The sequence below is a fragment of the Streptomyces sp. NPDC059477 genome, assembly GCF_042749375.1.
In the GTDB taxonomy this organism is placed as follows: Bacteria; Actinomycetota; Actinomycetes; order Streptomycetales; family Streptomycetaceae; genus Streptomyces.
Genome location: NZ_JBHYUG010000006.1, coordinates 97,372 through 113,519, shown reverse-complemented (window position 1 = coordinate 113,519; position 16,148 = coordinate 97,372). Strand labels below are relative to the sequence as shown.

Below are 16,148 nucleotides of genomic sequence, written 5' to 3'. Positions count from 1 at the left end.
GCGTTACCTCCACGCCGATCGGCGCAGGCCGGTGGTGACGGCGTCGGCGACATAGACCGCGTCGTCGTCGGACATGAGGGCGTGCAGCGGCAACGTCAGCAGCCGGGGTGCGAGGTGCTCGGTGAGCGGCAGTTCCCGCAGCGCGCTGCCGTGCTGTTCCCGGTAGTAGGTGAACTGGTGGGTCGGCGGATAGTGCACGGAGGTCTGCACCCCGAGGGTGTTCAACTCCTCGCGCAGCAGGGTGCGTTCGATGTGCGGGGGGAGCAGGACGACGGCCAGGTGGTGGGCGCCGTCGTCCGGCCGGTCGTCGAAGGGCATGGCCAGGCCCAGCCGCTCGCGGTACACCGACATGACGCACTGCCGGCGGGCGCGGTCCTGGGTGAGTTTGGCCAGTTGCACCCGCCCGAGCGCGGAGGAGATCTCGGTCGGCCGGTAGTTGAGTCCGACGGCGGGTACGTCGTAGGTGGCGCCTCCGGTGCGCATCCGCTCCGTGGTGTCATGGGTCAGGCAGTGGGAGCGCATCGCCCTGACCCGGGCGAGGACGTCGGGGTCGCGGGCGACCACCATGCCGCCCTCGCCGGTGGTGATGTTCTTGGTGGCGAAGAAGCTGAAGCAGCCGAGGTCGCCGACGGTCCCGGCCATGCCGAGCGGGGTCGGGACGAGGGGCGCGTGGGCGGCGTCCTCGATCAGGGCGACACCGCGGGTGCGGCTGATCGCCCGAAGCGCCTCCAGGTCGGCGGGGTGTCCGCCGTAGTGCATCGCGACGATGGCCCTGGTGCGGGCGGTGATGAGCTTCTCCACCTCGTACGGGGCGACCGTCAGGTCGTTGCCCGAGCGCACGTCGGCGAAGACCGGCCGGGCTCCGTGGAGGGCGGCGACCTCGGCGGAGGCGACGAAGTTGAGGGACGGGGTGATCACCTCGTCGCCCGGTCCGATGCCGAGCGCGAGCATGGCCAGGTGCAGGGCGGCGGTTCCGCTGCTGACCGCGACGGCGTCGGCGGCACCCAGCGCGGCGGCGAACTCGCGCTCGAAGGCACGGGTCACCTGCCCCAGTGACAGCCATCGCGAGGCGAGGACCTCGGTGACCGCCGCCCGCTCCTCGGCGCCGATGGAGGTGTCGGCGACCGTCACTCTCCACTGCGGGTTGGTGTTCACCCTGCCTCCCTCGCCGTGTACCGCGCCATGACCGGCCGTCGTGGGGTGAGAGCCGCGTGATACCCGGCGGCCACGTCGTCGGCGACCCGGTCCCAGCCGAACTCGGTGCGGCTGCGGGCGAGACCGGCGGCCCCCATGGCCCGTCGGCGTCCGTGGTCGGTGAGCAGCGTGACCAGAACGTCGGCGAGTTCACGCGCCCCGCGTCCCACGATCAGCCCGTCGACGTCGTCCCGCACCACGTCCTCGACGCCCGGGAAACGGCCGGTGATCACGGGCCGCCCGCATGACCACGCCTCGGCGAAGACCAGCGGGAAGACATCCGCCGTGGTCGGCAGCGCGAGGACGTCGCACGCGGCCATGGCGTCGCACTTGTCCTGGTCCGACACCACGCCCAGATCGAGCACGCGGCCGTCCCGGTACAGGTGGGCTTCCGCCGGGTCGGGGCGGCGGCCCGGGCCGGGCCCGATGAGGGCGAACGTCGTGTCCGGCAGCCGGTCCCAGACCAGCGGCGCGGCGGCGAGGAGTTGCCGGTAGCCCTTGGTGGCAATGCGGCGGCCCGCGAACAGCACCACCGGGCCGTCGATGCCGTGCCGGGCGCGGAACGCCGCCCTGTCGGGGCGTCCGGCGAGGTCGGGGGCCTGGGCGACGTGCCGCATACGGTCCACGGGTGCGCCCGCCAGGCACAGCGCCGCCCGCTCGGCGGCGGTCAAGGTGTAGATCACCGAGGCCAGTGCGCAGGCCCGGCGGCCCAGCGCGGGATCGGGCCACAGCTGTGGGTCCGTGGCGGGTGTGAGGACGAAGGGGACCCGGTGTTCCCGTGCGACCCTCATCGCGCGGCGGACAGGGTCCGGTTGTCCGAGGTCGTAGGCGTGCACCAGGTCCGGAGTCGTCCGCACGGGACCCAACCGGGTGTCAACGGCCGCCCTGGCCACCTGGATGGTGTCACGGTCGAGTCCGGGGGGCGGCACGGAGTCGGTGACGGCGGTCATGAGGTAGCCGCGCGCCGCCAGCCGTGCCGTGGTGCGCCACGCCATGCGCTCCGCACCCGCCTGGGTCCCCTCATAGCCCCCGAAGGCCACGTGGACGGCGGTCATGACACGGCCCCGTGCCGGTACGGAAGGGCGGAGGCGTACCAGGCGTACGTCTGCCGCAGCCCGGTGTCGAGATCCACCCGGGGCTGGTAGCCGGTCGCCGTGGTCAGCACCTTCAGGTCCGGCAGCCGGCGTTCGGGAGAGCCGGGGGGCGGCTCGTGGATGACCAGTTCGGGGTGTGTGCCCGCGATCGTGAACAGCCGTTCCGCGAGCGCGAGGGCGCTGATCTCGTCGTCGGCGTTGCCGATGTTGGCCACCAGGGGCTCGTCCGAGGGCAGCCGTGTCATGGCCACCGTGGCGGCGACGGCATCGTCGACATGGCAGAAGGATCTGGTCTGGTGGGCGCCGTAGAGGGGGAAGGGGTGCTGCCCGGCCAGGAGCCGTTCGATGAACTGCGGGATGACGTGCGCGTAGCCCATTCTCGGCCCGTACACGTTGTGGTAGCGGCCGATGCGGACCCGGAACTCCCCGTCGGCGTGCAGCAGCAGCACTTCGGAGACGACCTTGCCCAGTGAGTACGCCGCGCGGGGCAGGGCGGGGTCGGGCAGCACGTAGGGCACGTCCTCCGGGGCGGGAAGCGTGGCGAGGCCGCTGCGTACGGCTCCGTCCCCCACCTCGCTGGTGGAGCTGAGGAAGAGCGCCTGCGGCGGGTTCCGGGCACACCAGTCCAGTACGTTCACGGTGGTGAGCACATTGGTCCGCAGGACGTCGCCGGGAGCCCGGTTGCTCTGGCCCACGCCGACTTTCGCGGCCAGGTGGTAGACGTGGTCGACGGTGGGCAGCAGGTCGTCCGGGATGGGGAGGCGGAGGTCGTGGGGCACCGCTCGGGCGTGCCCGCACAGCGCGGTGAACGCGTCGTCGGGGCGGCCCCGGGAGAAGTCGTCGAGGAGGACGACCTCGGTTCCGGTGCGCAGCAGTTCCCTCGCCAGGTGCAGGCCGATGAAGCCGGCTCCCCCGGTGATCAGCGCGCGTTCAGACACGGCCCAGCCTCAGATAGGTGATGTCGCCGTGCCCGGCGAGCGCGGGTTCGAGCAGGCCCCACATGTCGAACACCACACGCGGGGGGCGCATCCTGGAGCGGAGGTGCTCGGCGGTGATCTCGGCGTACCCCGGATGGTCGTTGAGCAGGAGGAGCCCGTCGGCCCCGCGAAGGCCCTCCTCCAGGGCCATCGGCTCGCAGCCCAGTTCCTTGACGCGGTGGGGCGGTACGAGGAAGTCATGGGCGGCCAGGGTCGCCACCACACCGTCGAGGGCCTTCGCCACCTGGGCCGACGCGGCGCCGCGTACGTCGTCCGTCTCCGGTCGCCCCTTGTAGGCGACCCCGCACACCAGCACCTTGGCCTCGGACAGCGGCCGGGTCGTCCCCGCCCGGTAGGCCCGGGTGAAGTGCTCGACGGCGAAGGCGGGCACGCTCTCGTTGACGTGCCGCGCCGCCGCCACCATCGGGGCCCGGTAGCCGCGGGCGCGTGTCCCGTGGGTGAGCAGGTAGGGGTCCTTGGTGAGGCAGCTGCCGCCGACGTATCCGGGGCGGGCCAGGTCCGGTCGCGGATAGCCGAGGTTCGCGCCGGCGATCAGTTCGTCGGCGTCCAGCCCGAAGCACGCGGCCATCATGGTGACCTCGTTGCCGAAGCCGTACATGACGTCGGTGTGCGCGTTGCAGATCAGTTTGATCATCTCCGCGGCTTCCAGTGACGACACCGGGACATGGGCCGGGGTGATGCGTGCGTGCAGGGCGCGGGCCCGTTCCTGTGACCGCGTGTCCAGGGCGCCGACGATCTGCGGGAGCGTGCCCAGTTCGGCGAGGGCCCGCCCCTGGATCAGCCGCTCGGGGCAGAACGCCAGGAGGGGTTCGGCGACCCGGTTCCGCAGGCGCGGCAGGACGGTTTCGCGGCAGGTGCCGACCGGTACGGTGCTGCGGACCACGACGAGGGTGTCGTCCGACATCGCCGCGGCCACGGCGTCGGCGGCGGCCTCCAGCTGCTCCAGCGCCGGCTGCCCGGTCGCCGCGGACATCGGGGTCCCCACGCAGATCACGGCGGCATGGGGCGCCCGCTCCGGGAGCGTGGCCGCCACGGTGAACCGGCCGGGCGGCAGCGCGCACAGCAGTTCCGTCAGGCCCGGCTCGTAGAAGGGTGCCCTGCCTTGCGCGAGGGTCCGGCGGGTCTCGGCGTTCGTCTCGACGCCGATGACGTCCACGCCCGCGGCGGCCAGGGACGCGGCCAGGGGCAGCCCCACATAGCCGAGACCCACGACCACGACCGGGCCACGGTCCCAGGTGCTGTCATCTCTGGCGTCTTCTCTGCTGATATCTCTGCTGTTGTCTCTGGTGCTACTTGTGCTGCTACTTGTGCTGTCGGTCATCGGTTGTCCCCATTCCGGTGTCCGGCCGCCGCGATCTCCCGCAGCCGATGCCGGTCGATCTTGCCCATGCCGGTACGTGGCAAGGTGGTGAGTACGTGCACGCGGTGCGGCACCTCGTAGGGCATCAGCCGGGCCCGGCAGAAGGTGAGGACGGCGGCGGCGTCGCTGCCCGGACGCAGGGCCAGAGCGGCGTGGATCTCCTCTTCGCCGGTCCGCCCCGGTGCCCCGAACACCTGCGCCTCACGGACTCCGGGATGCTCCGCGAGCACGTTCTCGACGCGTCGCGGACTGACCTTGCGCCCGCCCACGTTCACGAAGGCGTCCTTGCGCCCGACGACGAAGACATGGCCGTACTCGTCGACCTCGGTGAGGTCTCCGCAGGCCAGGAGGTTGCCCTCCATCGGTGGGGCGCCGCCGCCGTCCTCGTACCCCTCGAACATCGTCGAGGTCCGCACCAGTAGTTGGCCGCGCCCCTGCCGGGCCGTTCGGGAGCGGCCGGTCCGGACCCGCCAGTCGACGCCCGGTGCCATCACCCCCGTACAGTCCGCCGGCCATGGGTCGTCGCGGTCGTGCTCGCAGGCGATCAGGCCCGTCTCCGTGCTGCCGTAGACCCGGTGCACGGGTACGCCGAGCCGGGCCGCCGCCGCCTGCGCCGAGGCGTTCGTCAGGGGACCGCCGGAGGACAGCGCGACCCGTACGTTCCCGGAGGGTCCGGTGTGCGGCAGCACCGGGGTCAGCAACTGGTACACCAGCGGCGTGCCCAGCAGTACCGTGGCGCCCGCGTCGAGGGCTTCCAGCACCGCGCCGGGCCGGAACCTGGTCATGCTCCGCAGCCCGGCGCCGGAGACCAGGGCCGTCGCCAGCGCGCCGACCAGGCCGAAGGAGTGTGACAGCGGCACCATCGCGAGCACGGTGTCGGCGGCGGTGATCCGGTGGATGTCCCGGTACAGCACCCCGCCGGCGAGCGTGCTGCCCAGTGTCTGCCGGGCGACGCGGGGTTCGCCCGTGCTGCCGGAGGTGAGCTGGAGGACGGCCGTCGCGGGGTCCTCGCGCCGCACCACCACGCCGGGCGGTACGGGCGCGTGCGCCAGCTCCTCGAAGGTGCGTTGCGCGAGACCCGGGACGACCTGGACGTCGGAGGGGCCGACCAGCCCGGCCGGCGGCAGCCGGTGCAGGACGGAACGGGCGTCGCCCAGGTGCGAGTTCTCGCGTTCCACGAGCACGGTGTCGACACCGGCCAGGAACAGCCCCAGCATCGCCGCGACACAGATCGGCGTGTTGTCCACCAGGACGATCACCGGTCCCGCCGGCCGTTCCCAGGCGGTCGCGTGCGCCGCCGCCGTGAACGCTCGGTCGTGGAGTTCGGCGAAGGTCATGTCCTGCCAGGCGGCGCTGCCCCGGGTGCTGACGGCGAGGGCGTCGGGGGTGCGGTGGGCCGCTACTCGCAGGCAGGTGGTGAGGGTGGGGGGTGTGATGGGCGTCGTTCTCCGGTGATCGCGGGGGTGGAGCGTCTCGCCGTACGTCATCGGCTCGACCTGCTTGCCAGGCGGTGCGACCGGACGACCTCGGCCAGGGCGTCCGGGCTGGCGTCGTCGAACACCGCGAGCAGCAGCGCGGCATGCAGGCGGTCGGCCGCCGCCGCGTCCTGCGGCTCGAACCATTCGGTGAGCCGCGTCATCAACTCGACGGCACGCAGGGAATCGCCGCCGAGCAGGAAGAAGTCGTCGGCGGGGCCCGGCGGCCGGCATTGCAGTACCGCCCCCATCTCCTGGGCGATCTTCGAGGTCAGGCCGTCGGTCGCGGGATCGTCCTGTGTCACGGATCCGTTGGCCTCTCTTGATGCGTTGTGGGGGGATGGGTTGTTTAGGGATGGCTTGCTTAGGGATGGTTCGCGGGGATAGTGGAGCAACTCCGGGTATCCGTTCTCCTCGGACCGGCTCTCGGGGCCGCTCCGGCCCTCGGCGTCGATGTTGCGCAAATACAGGTCCGGGTTCTCCGCGAAGCAGCGTTTCGCCTCTTCGTACCGTTCCGGAGTTCCGATGTCGTGCCATCGGTCACTGAACGAATAGGCGTGGACTCGGTGGCCGCGTTCCATCATCGCGGCCACCAGATCGGGCATGTCGATGGGTTCGCCGGGGGTCATCACATCGAGAACGGCCGGATTCGCCACATAGATGCCGGCGGAGATGTCGAGATGGAGCGTCGGCTTCTCCCAGATACCGGCCACCAGGTCACCGCGGATATCCAGGACGCCGAATCCCATCGGTACGGGGCGCCGGTGTGACGCGACGGTCAGAACAGCTCCGCTGTTCTGGTGCGTCCGGTAGAGATCGGCGAAGTCGAGCGCGGTCAGGACGTCGCCGTTCATGACCAGGGCCGGCGTGTTCCAGTCCGCGACCCGGGCCAGCGGCGCGGCGGTTCCCATGGGCTGCGGATCCGCGCTGTAGTCGATCCGCACGCCGAGTGTCCCCCCGTCGCCGAATTCGGCCTCGATCTGGTCGGCCAAGTGGGAGACGCACAAGGTGATATGACGGAACCCGGCGTTTCGAAGTCGGCGGATGATGACTTCGAGGATGGAGTACTGGCTCAGCAGAAGCAGACCTTTGGGCCGGTGTTCGGTATGAGGCCGGAGGCGTGTCCCTTTCCCTCCGGTCAGGATGATGGCTCGCATCGCATGCATCCCTCGTATCCCTCGCGTCGGTCACATCGCACGCATCGCACGCGTCGGTCACATCGCGCACATCGCACTCATCGGTCGCCCGGGAGCCTCCCTATGCCGCCGTCGGCATCGCGACAAGCCCCAGGGTCAGGCGCGACGGCCGGCCCCAGGAAGCCTCGAACGGGCGCTCCGGCGGGCCTAGCCACGTGGCTATACCCGTACTGTCCATGGATTTCCCGGTCCCGTGCTCCATAGACTCGATGCCCGACCCTGGAAATACACCGAATCCTGGACGGGTGAACCTTGCTGGTACGCACGGTCGAAGATGTCGTGGGAACCGAATGTGACGTGGACTGGGGCAATGGAACGAGTCGGCGACTGCTCGTACAGGCCGATGAATTGGGGCTCAGTCTGACCGAGACCTATGTACAGCCCGGCAGCGAATCGTATTTGCGGTACGACAATCACCAGGAAATCTGCTATTGCGTGAGCGGCTCCGGTTCCGTGGAGACGGACGACGGTGTCTTCGAGATCAGACCGGGGATGTTGTACGCCCCGGGCATGGGGGAACCACACGTCCTGCGCTCGCAGCACGGGATGACGCTGATGTGCGTCTTCTCGCCGGCTCTGCACGGTCGGGAAACCCACTTGCTCACACCCGGTGTGCATTCGAGCTATTAGGGGCGGGCCGTGGCTGAATCGATTCGGTGTGAAGTCGCGTTCTCCGGTGGACGTTCCGCCGCCGGTCCGGCGACGTGCGGACAACGGCACATGTGGAATCTGATCCAGCGGCGGATGCCGGACTCCGCGTTCTACCATCAGCTCCACCCGGTTGTGCTGCCTCTCGGCAGCGTCTGGCCCGAGGTCTGCCAGGTGCTGGGCGAACTGGTCGGCCGCCATGAGTCGTTGCGCACGGTGTACCGCGTCGGTGCGGACGGTGTACTGCGCCAGGAGGTGATCCGGTCCGGGTCCTTCATGGTCGAGGCCCTTCCCGCCGCCGGCGCGGCAGGCGTGGGGGACATCATCGCGGAGTGGGGGGCGGGCGCCCGCCGGGGCGCGTTCGACCACGCGGTGGATCTGCCGTTCCGGGCCGCGGTGGTGTGCCATGACGGTGAACCGGTCCACGGTGTCCTCTTCGTCTCGCACATGGCCGCCGACCTGACGGGGTTGCGCGTCCTCGAAGCCGAGATCACGCGGCTGCTGACCGCCCATGTCCGCGGTGTCGCCGCCGGGCCGCCGCCGCCCTCGCGTCAGCCGGTGGAGCAGGCGGCGTTCGAGGAGTCGGAACGCGGCCGGCGTCTGCTGGCCCGCGCCGACCGCTACTGGGACGAACAACTCGCGGCGATGCCCTCCACGATGTTTCCCGGCGCGGCCACGGTCCCGGAGGACGCCCTGCCGCCCTTCTACAGCGCCGTCCTGACCTCGCGGGCGGTGGCCCTGGCGCTCCCGGTGCTCGCCGAGCGCCACAGGACGAGCAGTTCGACGGTCCTGCTCGCCGTGGTGGCGCTGCTGCTCGCGCGCCGCGCCGGTCTCCCCCGGTGCGCGCTCCGGCTCCTCACCGCCAACCGCACCGACCAGGAACTGCGCGGCACGGTCGCCAACCTGCACCAAGAGGTGCTCGCGGTCGTCGACACCAACGGGAGGACCGTCGCCGACGTCATGCGCTCGGCCCGTGTCGCGGCGCTGCGGGCCTACGCCAACGGTCTCTACGACCCCGGTCGGGCCGAGCGCCTGGTCGAGAAGCACGAACGGGAACGCGGCGAGCGCCTCGATCTGTCGTGCTGTTTCAACGACGCGCGATCGATCCGCGAGGACCGTCCCCCGACAGGGCGGGCGACACCGGCGGACATCCGCAAGGCGGCGGCCGAGAGCCGTATCGGGCATGACGACGAACTCCACGAGGCCGAGCGCTTCTTCCTCGTGATCCACGACGACGTACCGGACCGCGTCCGGATCATCCTCGGCGCGGACCCGCGGGTGCTGCCCCCGGAAGCCGTACGGGCCTTCCTCACGGCCGTCGAACAGCTCCTGGTCTCCTTCGCCGCGGACGAGGTGGCGTTCACCGAGCCCACCTCGGTCGCCGGGTGATCACCCATGACGACACGAGCCCCGACGGCAACAGGTGGTGGCACCTTGGGCGGCGACGAGGAACTGTGCTGGTGGCCCGCGCTCAAGGCGGCGAAGGCCATCGCCGCGCGCGAGGTCTCGGCGCGCGAACACCTGGCGGCGCTCCTCGACGCCGTCGCACAGCGCAACCCTGGACTCGGGTTGGTCGTGACCCTGTGCGAGGACGCCATGTCGGCGGCGAAGGAGGCGGACGCCTTGACCGCCCGCGGTGAGCTGCTGCCACCTCTGCACGGTGTCCCCATGACGGTCAAGGACTGCTTCTCGACCGCCGGGACACGCACCACCGGGGGTACGGCCACGCTGTCCGCCCATGTACCCGTCCGCGACGCCGACGCGGTGGCGGCGCTGCGCCGCGCGGGTTGCGTCGTCTTCGGCAAGACCAACCTGCCGGAGCACTCGGCCGACGTACAGACGCACAGCGACCTGTTCGGCACCGCGCGCAACCCCTGGGATCCGGCATTCTCCACCGGAGGTTCCTCAGGGGGGTCGGCCGGCGCGGTCGCCGCCGGTCTTACCCCGGTCGAACTGGGCTCCGACGTGGCCGGCTCCATCCGCCTTCCCGCCTCGCACTGCGGCGTCTTCGGGCACAGGCCGAGCTTCCGTACGGTGTCCACCTACGGGCATGTGCCGCCCGCGCCCTTCGCCCATACGGTCACGGACCTGACGGTGGCCGGACCGTTCGCCCGTACCGTGGACGATCTGGTCGCCGTGTTCGACGCGGTCGCCGGGCCCGACTCCCGTGACGCCCCCGCCTGGCGGCTCGACCTGCCGCCCGCCCGCCGGGTCCGCAGGGTCGCCGCCTGGTTCGACGACGCGTACTGCCCGGTGGACGGGGAGGTACGCCGCCTGCTCGAACAGGCGGCGGGTCGACTGGCCGGCGCGGGTGTCCCGGTGGAGCAGGTCGCCCCGAGAGGCATCCGTCTGGACACGAGCGACCGGGTGTTCCGCGCGCTGCTGACACCGGTCGCGTTCAGCACGTACTCCGTGCGGGACGTCGACACCATCGTGCACGGCGACGCTGTCCCGGGCGCGGAGCTGGGGGCCGAGCACGTCGCCCTGTCCCACCGTTCCTGGGCGGAGGCCGACGCGCATCGGGCCAGGCTGCGACTCCGCTGGCGGGCGTTCTTCGAGATGTACGACGCGATCCTCCTTCCGGTCGCCCCGACCGCCGCGCCGCCGCACGACCACCGCCCCTTCGCCGAGCGGGACATCCAGGTCGACGGCCGGAGCAGGCCCTACTGGGACCAGCTCACCTGGGCCGGGCTGACCGGCGTGTGCCACCTGCCCACGACGGTGGTCCCGGTCGGGCTCACGCGCCTGGGTCTGCCGGTCGGCATGGCGGTCGCCGGACCCTATCTCGGCGACCGCACGACGCTCGCGCTCGCCAAGACCCTGGAACAGGTACTGCCACCGCTCGGCCGACCCCCGGTCCTCGCACCCCACTCGCGTCCTACGTCAGGGAAGGCAGGAGAGCATGTCCCACGCCATGCCCCACACCATTGACCTGGTGATCCCGAACACCGTCGAGTTCAATCTGAAACGCGGACTGCTGGATCTCGACCCGGGAGTGGAACGCGACCTGATCGAACACGGCACGGGCCTCGCCGACCAGTGCGTCTTCTGGAGCACCGAGAAGCGTGTACTCCTGCTCCCGGCCGGATACTCCCCTGCCTGGCTCGCCGATGTCCACGCCGCTCTCGGCACCTCCGTGCCCCCGGTCGTGTCACCGGCACCGCGCACCGGCCGTCTCGTCCACGATCTGCTCCACGACGACCGGGCGCTCGCCGCCCTGCGCACCGCGACCGGCGGGGCGCGCACGGTGCGGTTCGTGTCCTGGGGGGCGTCACCCGAGCTGTACACCCTGGCCGCGCTGCTCCGCAGCCAGGGGCAGGAGGTACGACTGGACGTCGCCGACCCTGAGCACTACTGGTCCTGCGAATATCTCGAATCGAAGCAGAGCTGCGTCGATCTCGCCTCGCACATCCCGGGGTTCCGCGTCCCGCGCGGTATCTCGGTCGCCGGTTGGGACCAGCTCAAGGGCGCGGTCGAGGCGATCGGGGGCGGCGGCGGCCGGGCCGTGGTCAAGAGCATGTACGGCGTCGGCGGCTACGGTTCCGCCATCGCGCGCGGCGGCGCCGAGGGAACGGCCCGGCTCTGGCAGGTGCTGAGACGCGAGCCCTTCTTCGGTGCCTTCCCGCTCCTCGTGCAGGACCACATCGACCATGCCGTCGACTGCCCGGCCATGGACATCCTGGTCGATGGGAGTGAGTCGCCCCGGCTGGAGTACAGCGTGCTCGGCGTCGACGGACTGCGGTACCGCAGCCTGGCCCTGGGCCCCGGAGTCCTCGCCCCCGGACTCAAGGAACGGCTCACCGTACTGGGCACGGCCGTCCACGCGTTCGTCCGGTCCCTCGGATACCGGGGCTGGTTCTCGGTCGACTGCCTGCTCGGCCTCGACGGTGAGCTGTACGTGACCGAGATCAACGCCCGGCGTACCGGTGCCATGCACGCCATCGCCCTCGCGGAGCGGTGGGCCGCCGACCGCCCGGTCATCCACTCCCATGACTCCCTGCCGCTACGGCTCACCGATGTCGCGTCGTACACGGCCCACGTCCGCCCGGTGTTCAAGGACCTGTGGGCTCGCGGCATCCGGGCCTATCCGTCGACCGTCCGCGCACTCACCCGGCACCGGCCCTCACTGGGCGTCGTCGTGGGCGCGGAGAGCGCGGCGACGGCCGAGCGCATCGCGGGTGAGATCCACCGGGCGGTCGGCGCGGCCATGGCGGCGGGCAAGGCCACGGCGGTGAACGGCGATGCCACCGCAGAGGACACCACCACCGACGCCGAGGCCCCGGCCCTCGCCTTGGCCAAGCCCACCGCCGCCGGCAGCCGCTCATGAGACCGGCCATGACCGTAGCCGGCCGCCCCGTACGCGGCGCCCCGGGCCGCCGTCTCCCGGTGGAAAACCCGGCGTGCGGGGAAGTCTTCGCCCACGCGCCCGTGGCCTCCGCCGAGCAGCTCGACGACACGGTGGACGCGGCGGCGACCGCCTTCCGCTCGTGGGCCGCCCTGCCGCCGCGCAGGAGGCGCGCCCTGCTGCGCGCGTGCCGCACCGCGCTGGCCGTGCGGGAGCGGGACCTGGCCGAGTTGCTGACCCGTGAGCAGGGCAAGCCGCTGCGCCACGCGCTGGCCGAAGTACGGGCGGCGGCCGACTGGTTCGCGCACACCGCAGCCCTCGGCCTGCGACGCCGGCGGCTCGTCGACGACGGACGGGCGGAGATCTCCCTGGAGCATGTGCCGTACGGCGTCGTGGCGGCCATCGCGCCCTCCAATTTCCCGCTGCTCCTCGCCGTCTGCAAGATCGCCCCGGCGCTGCTCGCGGGGAACACCGTGGTCCTGAAACCGGCGCCGGAGACGCCATTGTCCAGCCTGCTCATGGGCGAGTTGCTGAGCGAGGTACTGCCGCCGGGGACGCTGAGCGTCGTCTCCGGCGACGCCGCCGTGGGAGCGCTCCTCGCGCGGCACAACGCGGTACGGCTCATCTCGTTCACCGGCTCGATCCGGGTCGGCCAGGACATCGCCCGAGCCGCGGCGACGGACCTGAAGCGGATCGTGCTCGAACTCGGCGGCAATGACCCGGCCATCGTCCTGCCCGACGCCGATCCCGAGCGGGTCGCGCCGGAGCTGTTCCGGCGGGCGATGGTCAACAGCGGCCAGTTCTGCGCCGCCGTCAAACGCGTCTATGTGCCACGGGACAAGCATGACCGGCTGGTCGGGCTGCTGGGTTCCCTGGCACGCTCCACGGTGGTCGGCGACGGCATGGACCCGCGCTCCGCCCTCGGCCCCCTTGTCTGTGCCGTCCAGCGGGACCGGGTCGCCGGGCTGGTCGACCGGGCCGTCGCCGCCGGGGCGCGGCTCGCGGCCGGCGGATACGCGCTCCCCGGGCCCGGGTACTTCTACCGGCCGACCGTCGTCGCCGACCTGCCGCCGGGTACCGCGCTGGAGCGCGAGGAACAGTTCGGCCCGGTGATCCCGGTCGTGCCCTACGACACCGTCCCCGAGGCACTCGACCGGGCGGGCGCGGGCGCTCACGCGCTCGGCTGCTCGCTGTGGGGCGACGAACGCCGGGCCAGGGAACTGGCCTCGGGGGTGGAGTGCGGCACCGTCTGGGTCAACACCCATGGCGACCTGCGGCACGACGTCCCCTTCGGCGGGCATCGGGCGTCCGGCGTCGGCGTCGAGTACGGCTACTGGGGACTTCTCGAATACACGCAGATCAGGGTCCACAACATCGCGCTCGGCGAGCGGGCGCGCGACAACACCGACGACGACGCCGCCATCGATGCCGACAACGACGCCGACAACGACGCCACGACAGCTTGACCGCGTCACCCGTCCCACCACCCGCAACAGGCCAGGAGAACGAACGCCATGACCGACATCTCTGCCGACCTCACCGAGAGCACCCGTGGCACCCCCGATCTGACCGGCCTCCGCGTGTTCGTCGGCGGCCCCATTCAGCACGCACTGGGCAACGGAGGGTTCCACACCCCGCTCCGGCATGTCATCCACCACATCATCGAGGCCGTCACCGCCGCGAACGGCACCGTGTTCTCGGCACATGTGGCGGAGAAGTTCGGCGTCGACACCCCGCTGTTCACACCGGACGAGGTCAGTGTCCGGGACTTCGACTGGATGCGCCGCTGTGATGTCTTCGTCCCGGTCCTCCCGGTGCTGGAGGGCGAACTCCTGCGGACCGACGGCACCCACATCGAGCTGGGCTGGGCTTCGGCGCAGGGCAAGCCGATCGTGATGGTGACCCCCGTGCCCATGGCCGAGAACGCCAGTCATCTGCTGCGCGGTCTGCCGACGGTGGCCAGGGTGTCCGTGGTCGACCAGGAGGACGCGCAGCGGCACCCGGACTCCTTCGTGCGGCTGCTCGCCGCGGTCACCGGCAAGGTGGCGGCGGCGACGTGAGCGGGGAGGCGGGCAACGCCGCGGCGACCGAGGTGCTCGGCATGCGGCTGGCCTCCCCGGTCGTGGTGGGATCGGGCCTGCTGACCGACCAGGAGCGCAATATTCGTCGGCTGCTGGAGGGAGGAGCGGGCGCGGTGGTGACCAAGACCATTCATCCCGGCCCTCCTCCCGGCGGGGACGAACGGATCCTGCGCCTGCCGACCGGGATGCTGAACAGCACGACGTACTCACGTCGCGGTGTCGAGGAATGGCTGACGATCACACGCCGGATGGCGGCCGACGGTCTGCCGTTCATCGCGTCGGTGCACGCCGACACGCCGTCCGAACTGGCCCGGCTCGCCGAGCGGGTCACGGCGGCCGGCAGCCCCGCCCTGGAGCTGGGCATCTCCTGCCTGAACGACGAGGGGTACGGCGAGGACACACCGGAGCGGGTGGCCGCCTACACACGGGCGGTCCGCAATGCCGTCAGGACACCGTTCAGTGTGAAGCTCGCGGCGGGCGAGGGCCTGTACGCGCGAGTGGACGCGGCGGTCGGGGAAGGCGCGGACGCCATCACCCTCAGCGACACGATCGCGGGCCTGGCGGTCGATCCGTCCACCGGCCGGGTGCGGCTCGGCGGGGTGTACGGGTACTCGGGTCCAGGTATCAAGCCGCTCGTACTGGCCGAGATCTACGGTCTGCGTCGCCGTGGGACGCACGTCCCCGTGCTGGGCGGCGGTGGCGTCCAGGAATGCGGGGATGTGATCGAGTACCTGAGTGTGGGGGCGAACGCCGTCCAGGTCTATACGGCGTTGCACCACGACATGCACGCGACGCTCGCCAAGATCTGCCGAGGTGTCGACGACCGGCTCACCGGCATGGGCCGGTCGGCGACCAGCCTCGTCGGACGCAGTCTGCCGCCGCCGGACGGCGAGGACGACGGCGGCCGAAGCAGGGCGCACCCATGACCCGGCGGACGCGTGCCCCGGCCTCCCTGCTCTACGGCGATCTCACGAGCGCCGAGGTGGAATCCGCCCTGCGGGGCGCCACCCTTGTCTGGCCCGTCGGCAGTCTGGAGCAGCACGGGCCGCATCTGCCGCTGTCCGTGGACCTCGACATCCCTGAGGCGCTGGCGAGGCAGGTCGGCGCGGAGTCCGGCGGGTTCGTGATGCCGGTCCAGGCGATCGCCGCCCGGTCACTGCCGCAGAGCGGGGGCGGTTCACACTGGCCCGGCACCCTGCATCTGCGGGGTACCACGCTGATCGACTCCCTTTCCGATGTCCTCGCTTCGCTGGCCCCGCTGCGGCCCGGCAAGCTGGTCGTCATCAACGGTCACTACGAGAACGAGGCACTGCTCTTCGAGGCCATCGACGGCTGCCGGCCCGCGGTCGCCTTCCCGGAGACCGAGATCATGGCGTTCAGCTGGTGGAGCATGGTGCGTGACGGCTGGATCGCCGACCATCTGCCCGGCTTCCCCGGCTGGCACGCGGAACACGCGGGCCTCACCGAAACCAGTCTCATGCTCTATCTGCGGCCCGGGACCGTGCGCCCCGAGCGGCCGGAGCACAAGACCCCGCCACCGGCCGGGATCTACCGTCACCCGCTGGACGCGACCCGTATGTCCACGCGGGGCGTCCTGTCCTCCACCACCGGGGCCGGCGCCGCCCTCGGTGAACTCCTCTTCTGGCACATCATCGACAACATCCTGGAATCCATGGGGTGAGACCGAGAGCCTCGACGGGTCCCGCCCGGGTGCGCCGCGAGCCCGGGGCGGCGGTGGTGATCCCTTTCGATCACCT

The 16,148-nt window shown here is 71.3% G+C and carries 14 protein-coding genes; 8 read left to right on the top strand and 6 right to left on the bottom strand.

The window, feature by feature from the left end:
• Positions 1-3 precede the first annotated feature (3 nt).
• The 6 genes from ACFXAZ_RS05035 to ACFXAZ_RS05010 form a co-directional block, all read right to left on the bottom strand.
• Positions 4-1,155, bottom strand: a complete 1,152-nt coding sequence (locus tag ACFXAZ_RS05035) for a DegT/DnrJ/EryC1/StrS family aminotransferase (protein ID WP_384585216.1) — start codon at positions 1,153-1,155, stop codon at positions 4-6.
• On the bottom strand, positions 1,152-2,249 hold the full coding sequence (locus tag ACFXAZ_RS05030) for a glycosyltransferase family 4 protein (RefSeq protein WP_384585213.1): 1,098 nt from the start codon (positions 2,247-2,249) through the stop codon (positions 1,152-1,154). The genes ACFXAZ_RS05035 and ACFXAZ_RS05030 overlap by 4 nt, the downstream gene beginning before the upstream one ends.
• On the bottom strand, positions 2,246-3,226 hold the full coding sequence (locus ACFXAZ_RS05025) for an NAD-dependent epimerase/dehydratase family protein (RefSeq protein WP_384585210.1): 981 nt from the start codon (positions 3,224-3,226) through the stop codon (positions 2,246-2,248). The genes ACFXAZ_RS05030 and ACFXAZ_RS05025 overlap by 4 nt, the downstream gene beginning before the upstream one ends.
• A complete protein-coding gene (locus ACFXAZ_RS05020; RefSeq protein WP_384585207.1) occupies positions 3,219-4,502 on the bottom strand; it encodes a nucleotide sugar dehydrogenase in 1,284 nt (427 codons plus the stop codon). The genes ACFXAZ_RS05025 and ACFXAZ_RS05020 overlap by 8 nt, the downstream gene beginning before the upstream one ends.
• A gap of 101 nt (positions 4,503-4,603) precedes the next feature.
• Positions 4,604-6,133 carry a class I adenylate-forming enzyme family protein gene (locus ACFXAZ_RS05015; RefSeq protein ID WP_384585204.1) on the bottom strand — a complete coding sequence of 510 codons (1,530 nt, stop codon included), beginning with the start codon at positions 6,131-6,133 and terminating at the stop codon, positions 4,604-4,606.
• On the bottom strand, positions 6,130-7,278 hold the full coding sequence (locus tag ACFXAZ_RS05010) for a sugar phosphate nucleotidyltransferase (protein ID WP_384585201.1): 1,149 nt from the start codon (positions 7,276-7,278) through the stop codon (positions 6,130-6,132). The genes ACFXAZ_RS05015 and ACFXAZ_RS05010 overlap by 4 nt, the downstream gene beginning before the upstream one ends.
• 291 nt (positions 7,279-7,569) lie before the next feature.
• On the opposite strand from ACFXAZ_RS05010, the gene ACFXAZ_RS05005 reads away from it, so the two are divergent.
• The 8 genes from ACFXAZ_RS05005 to ACFXAZ_RS04970 all read left to right on the top strand — a co-directional run bounded on the left by ACFXAZ_RS05005 (position 7,570) and on the right by ACFXAZ_RS04970 (position 16,072).
• Complete coding sequence (locus ACFXAZ_RS05005; RefSeq protein ID WP_384585198.1) at positions 7,570-7,947, top strand: ectoine synthase; 378 nt, start codon at positions 7,570-7,572, stop codon at positions 7,945-7,947.
• Positions 7,948-8,037: 90 nt separating this feature from the next.
• Positions 8,038-9,354, top strand: coding sequence for a condensation domain-containing protein (locus tag ACFXAZ_RS05000; RefSeq protein ID WP_384585195.1), 1,317 nt, complete (start codon positions 8,038-8,040; stop codon positions 9,352-9,354).
• Between the two features lie 6 nt (positions 9,355-9,360).
• Positions 9,361-10,896, top strand: a complete 1,536-nt coding sequence (locus ACFXAZ_RS04995) for an amidase family protein (protein WP_384585192.1) — start codon at positions 9,361-9,363, stop codon at positions 10,894-10,896.
• Positions 10,880-12,292 (top strand): hypothetical protein, encoded by a 1,413-nt coding sequence (locus tag ACFXAZ_RS04990; protein ID WP_384585189.1) that lies wholly within the window; start codon positions 10,880-10,882, stop codon positions 12,290-12,292. Before ACFXAZ_RS04995 ends, ACFXAZ_RS04990 begins: the two co-directional genes overlap by 17 nt.
• A gap of 8 nt (positions 12,293-12,300) precedes the next feature.
• Positions 12,301-13,776: an aldehyde dehydrogenase family protein gene (locus ACFXAZ_RS04985; protein WP_384585186.1), complete on the top strand. Its 1,476-nt coding sequence runs from the start codon at positions 12,301-12,303 to the stop codon at positions 13,774-13,776.
• A 48-nt stretch (positions 13,777-13,824) separates the two neighbouring features.
• Positions 13,825-14,370: a nucleoside 2-deoxyribosyltransferase gene (locus ACFXAZ_RS04980; RefSeq protein WP_384585183.1), complete on the top strand. Its 546-nt coding sequence runs from the start codon at positions 13,825-13,827 to the stop codon at positions 14,368-14,370.
• Complete coding sequence (locus tag ACFXAZ_RS04975) at positions 14,367-15,317, top strand: dihydroorotate dehydrogenase (protein ID WP_384585180.1); 951 nt, start codon at positions 14,367-14,369, stop codon at positions 15,315-15,317. Before ACFXAZ_RS04980 ends, ACFXAZ_RS04975 begins: the two co-directional genes overlap by 4 nt.
• Positions 15,314-16,072, top strand: a complete 759-nt coding sequence (locus ACFXAZ_RS04970) for a creatininase family protein (protein WP_384585178.1) — start codon at positions 15,314-15,316, stop codon at positions 16,070-16,072. The genes ACFXAZ_RS04975 and ACFXAZ_RS04970 overlap by 4 nt, the downstream gene beginning before the upstream one ends.
• The last annotated feature ends 76 nt before the right edge of the window (positions 16,073-16,148 follow it).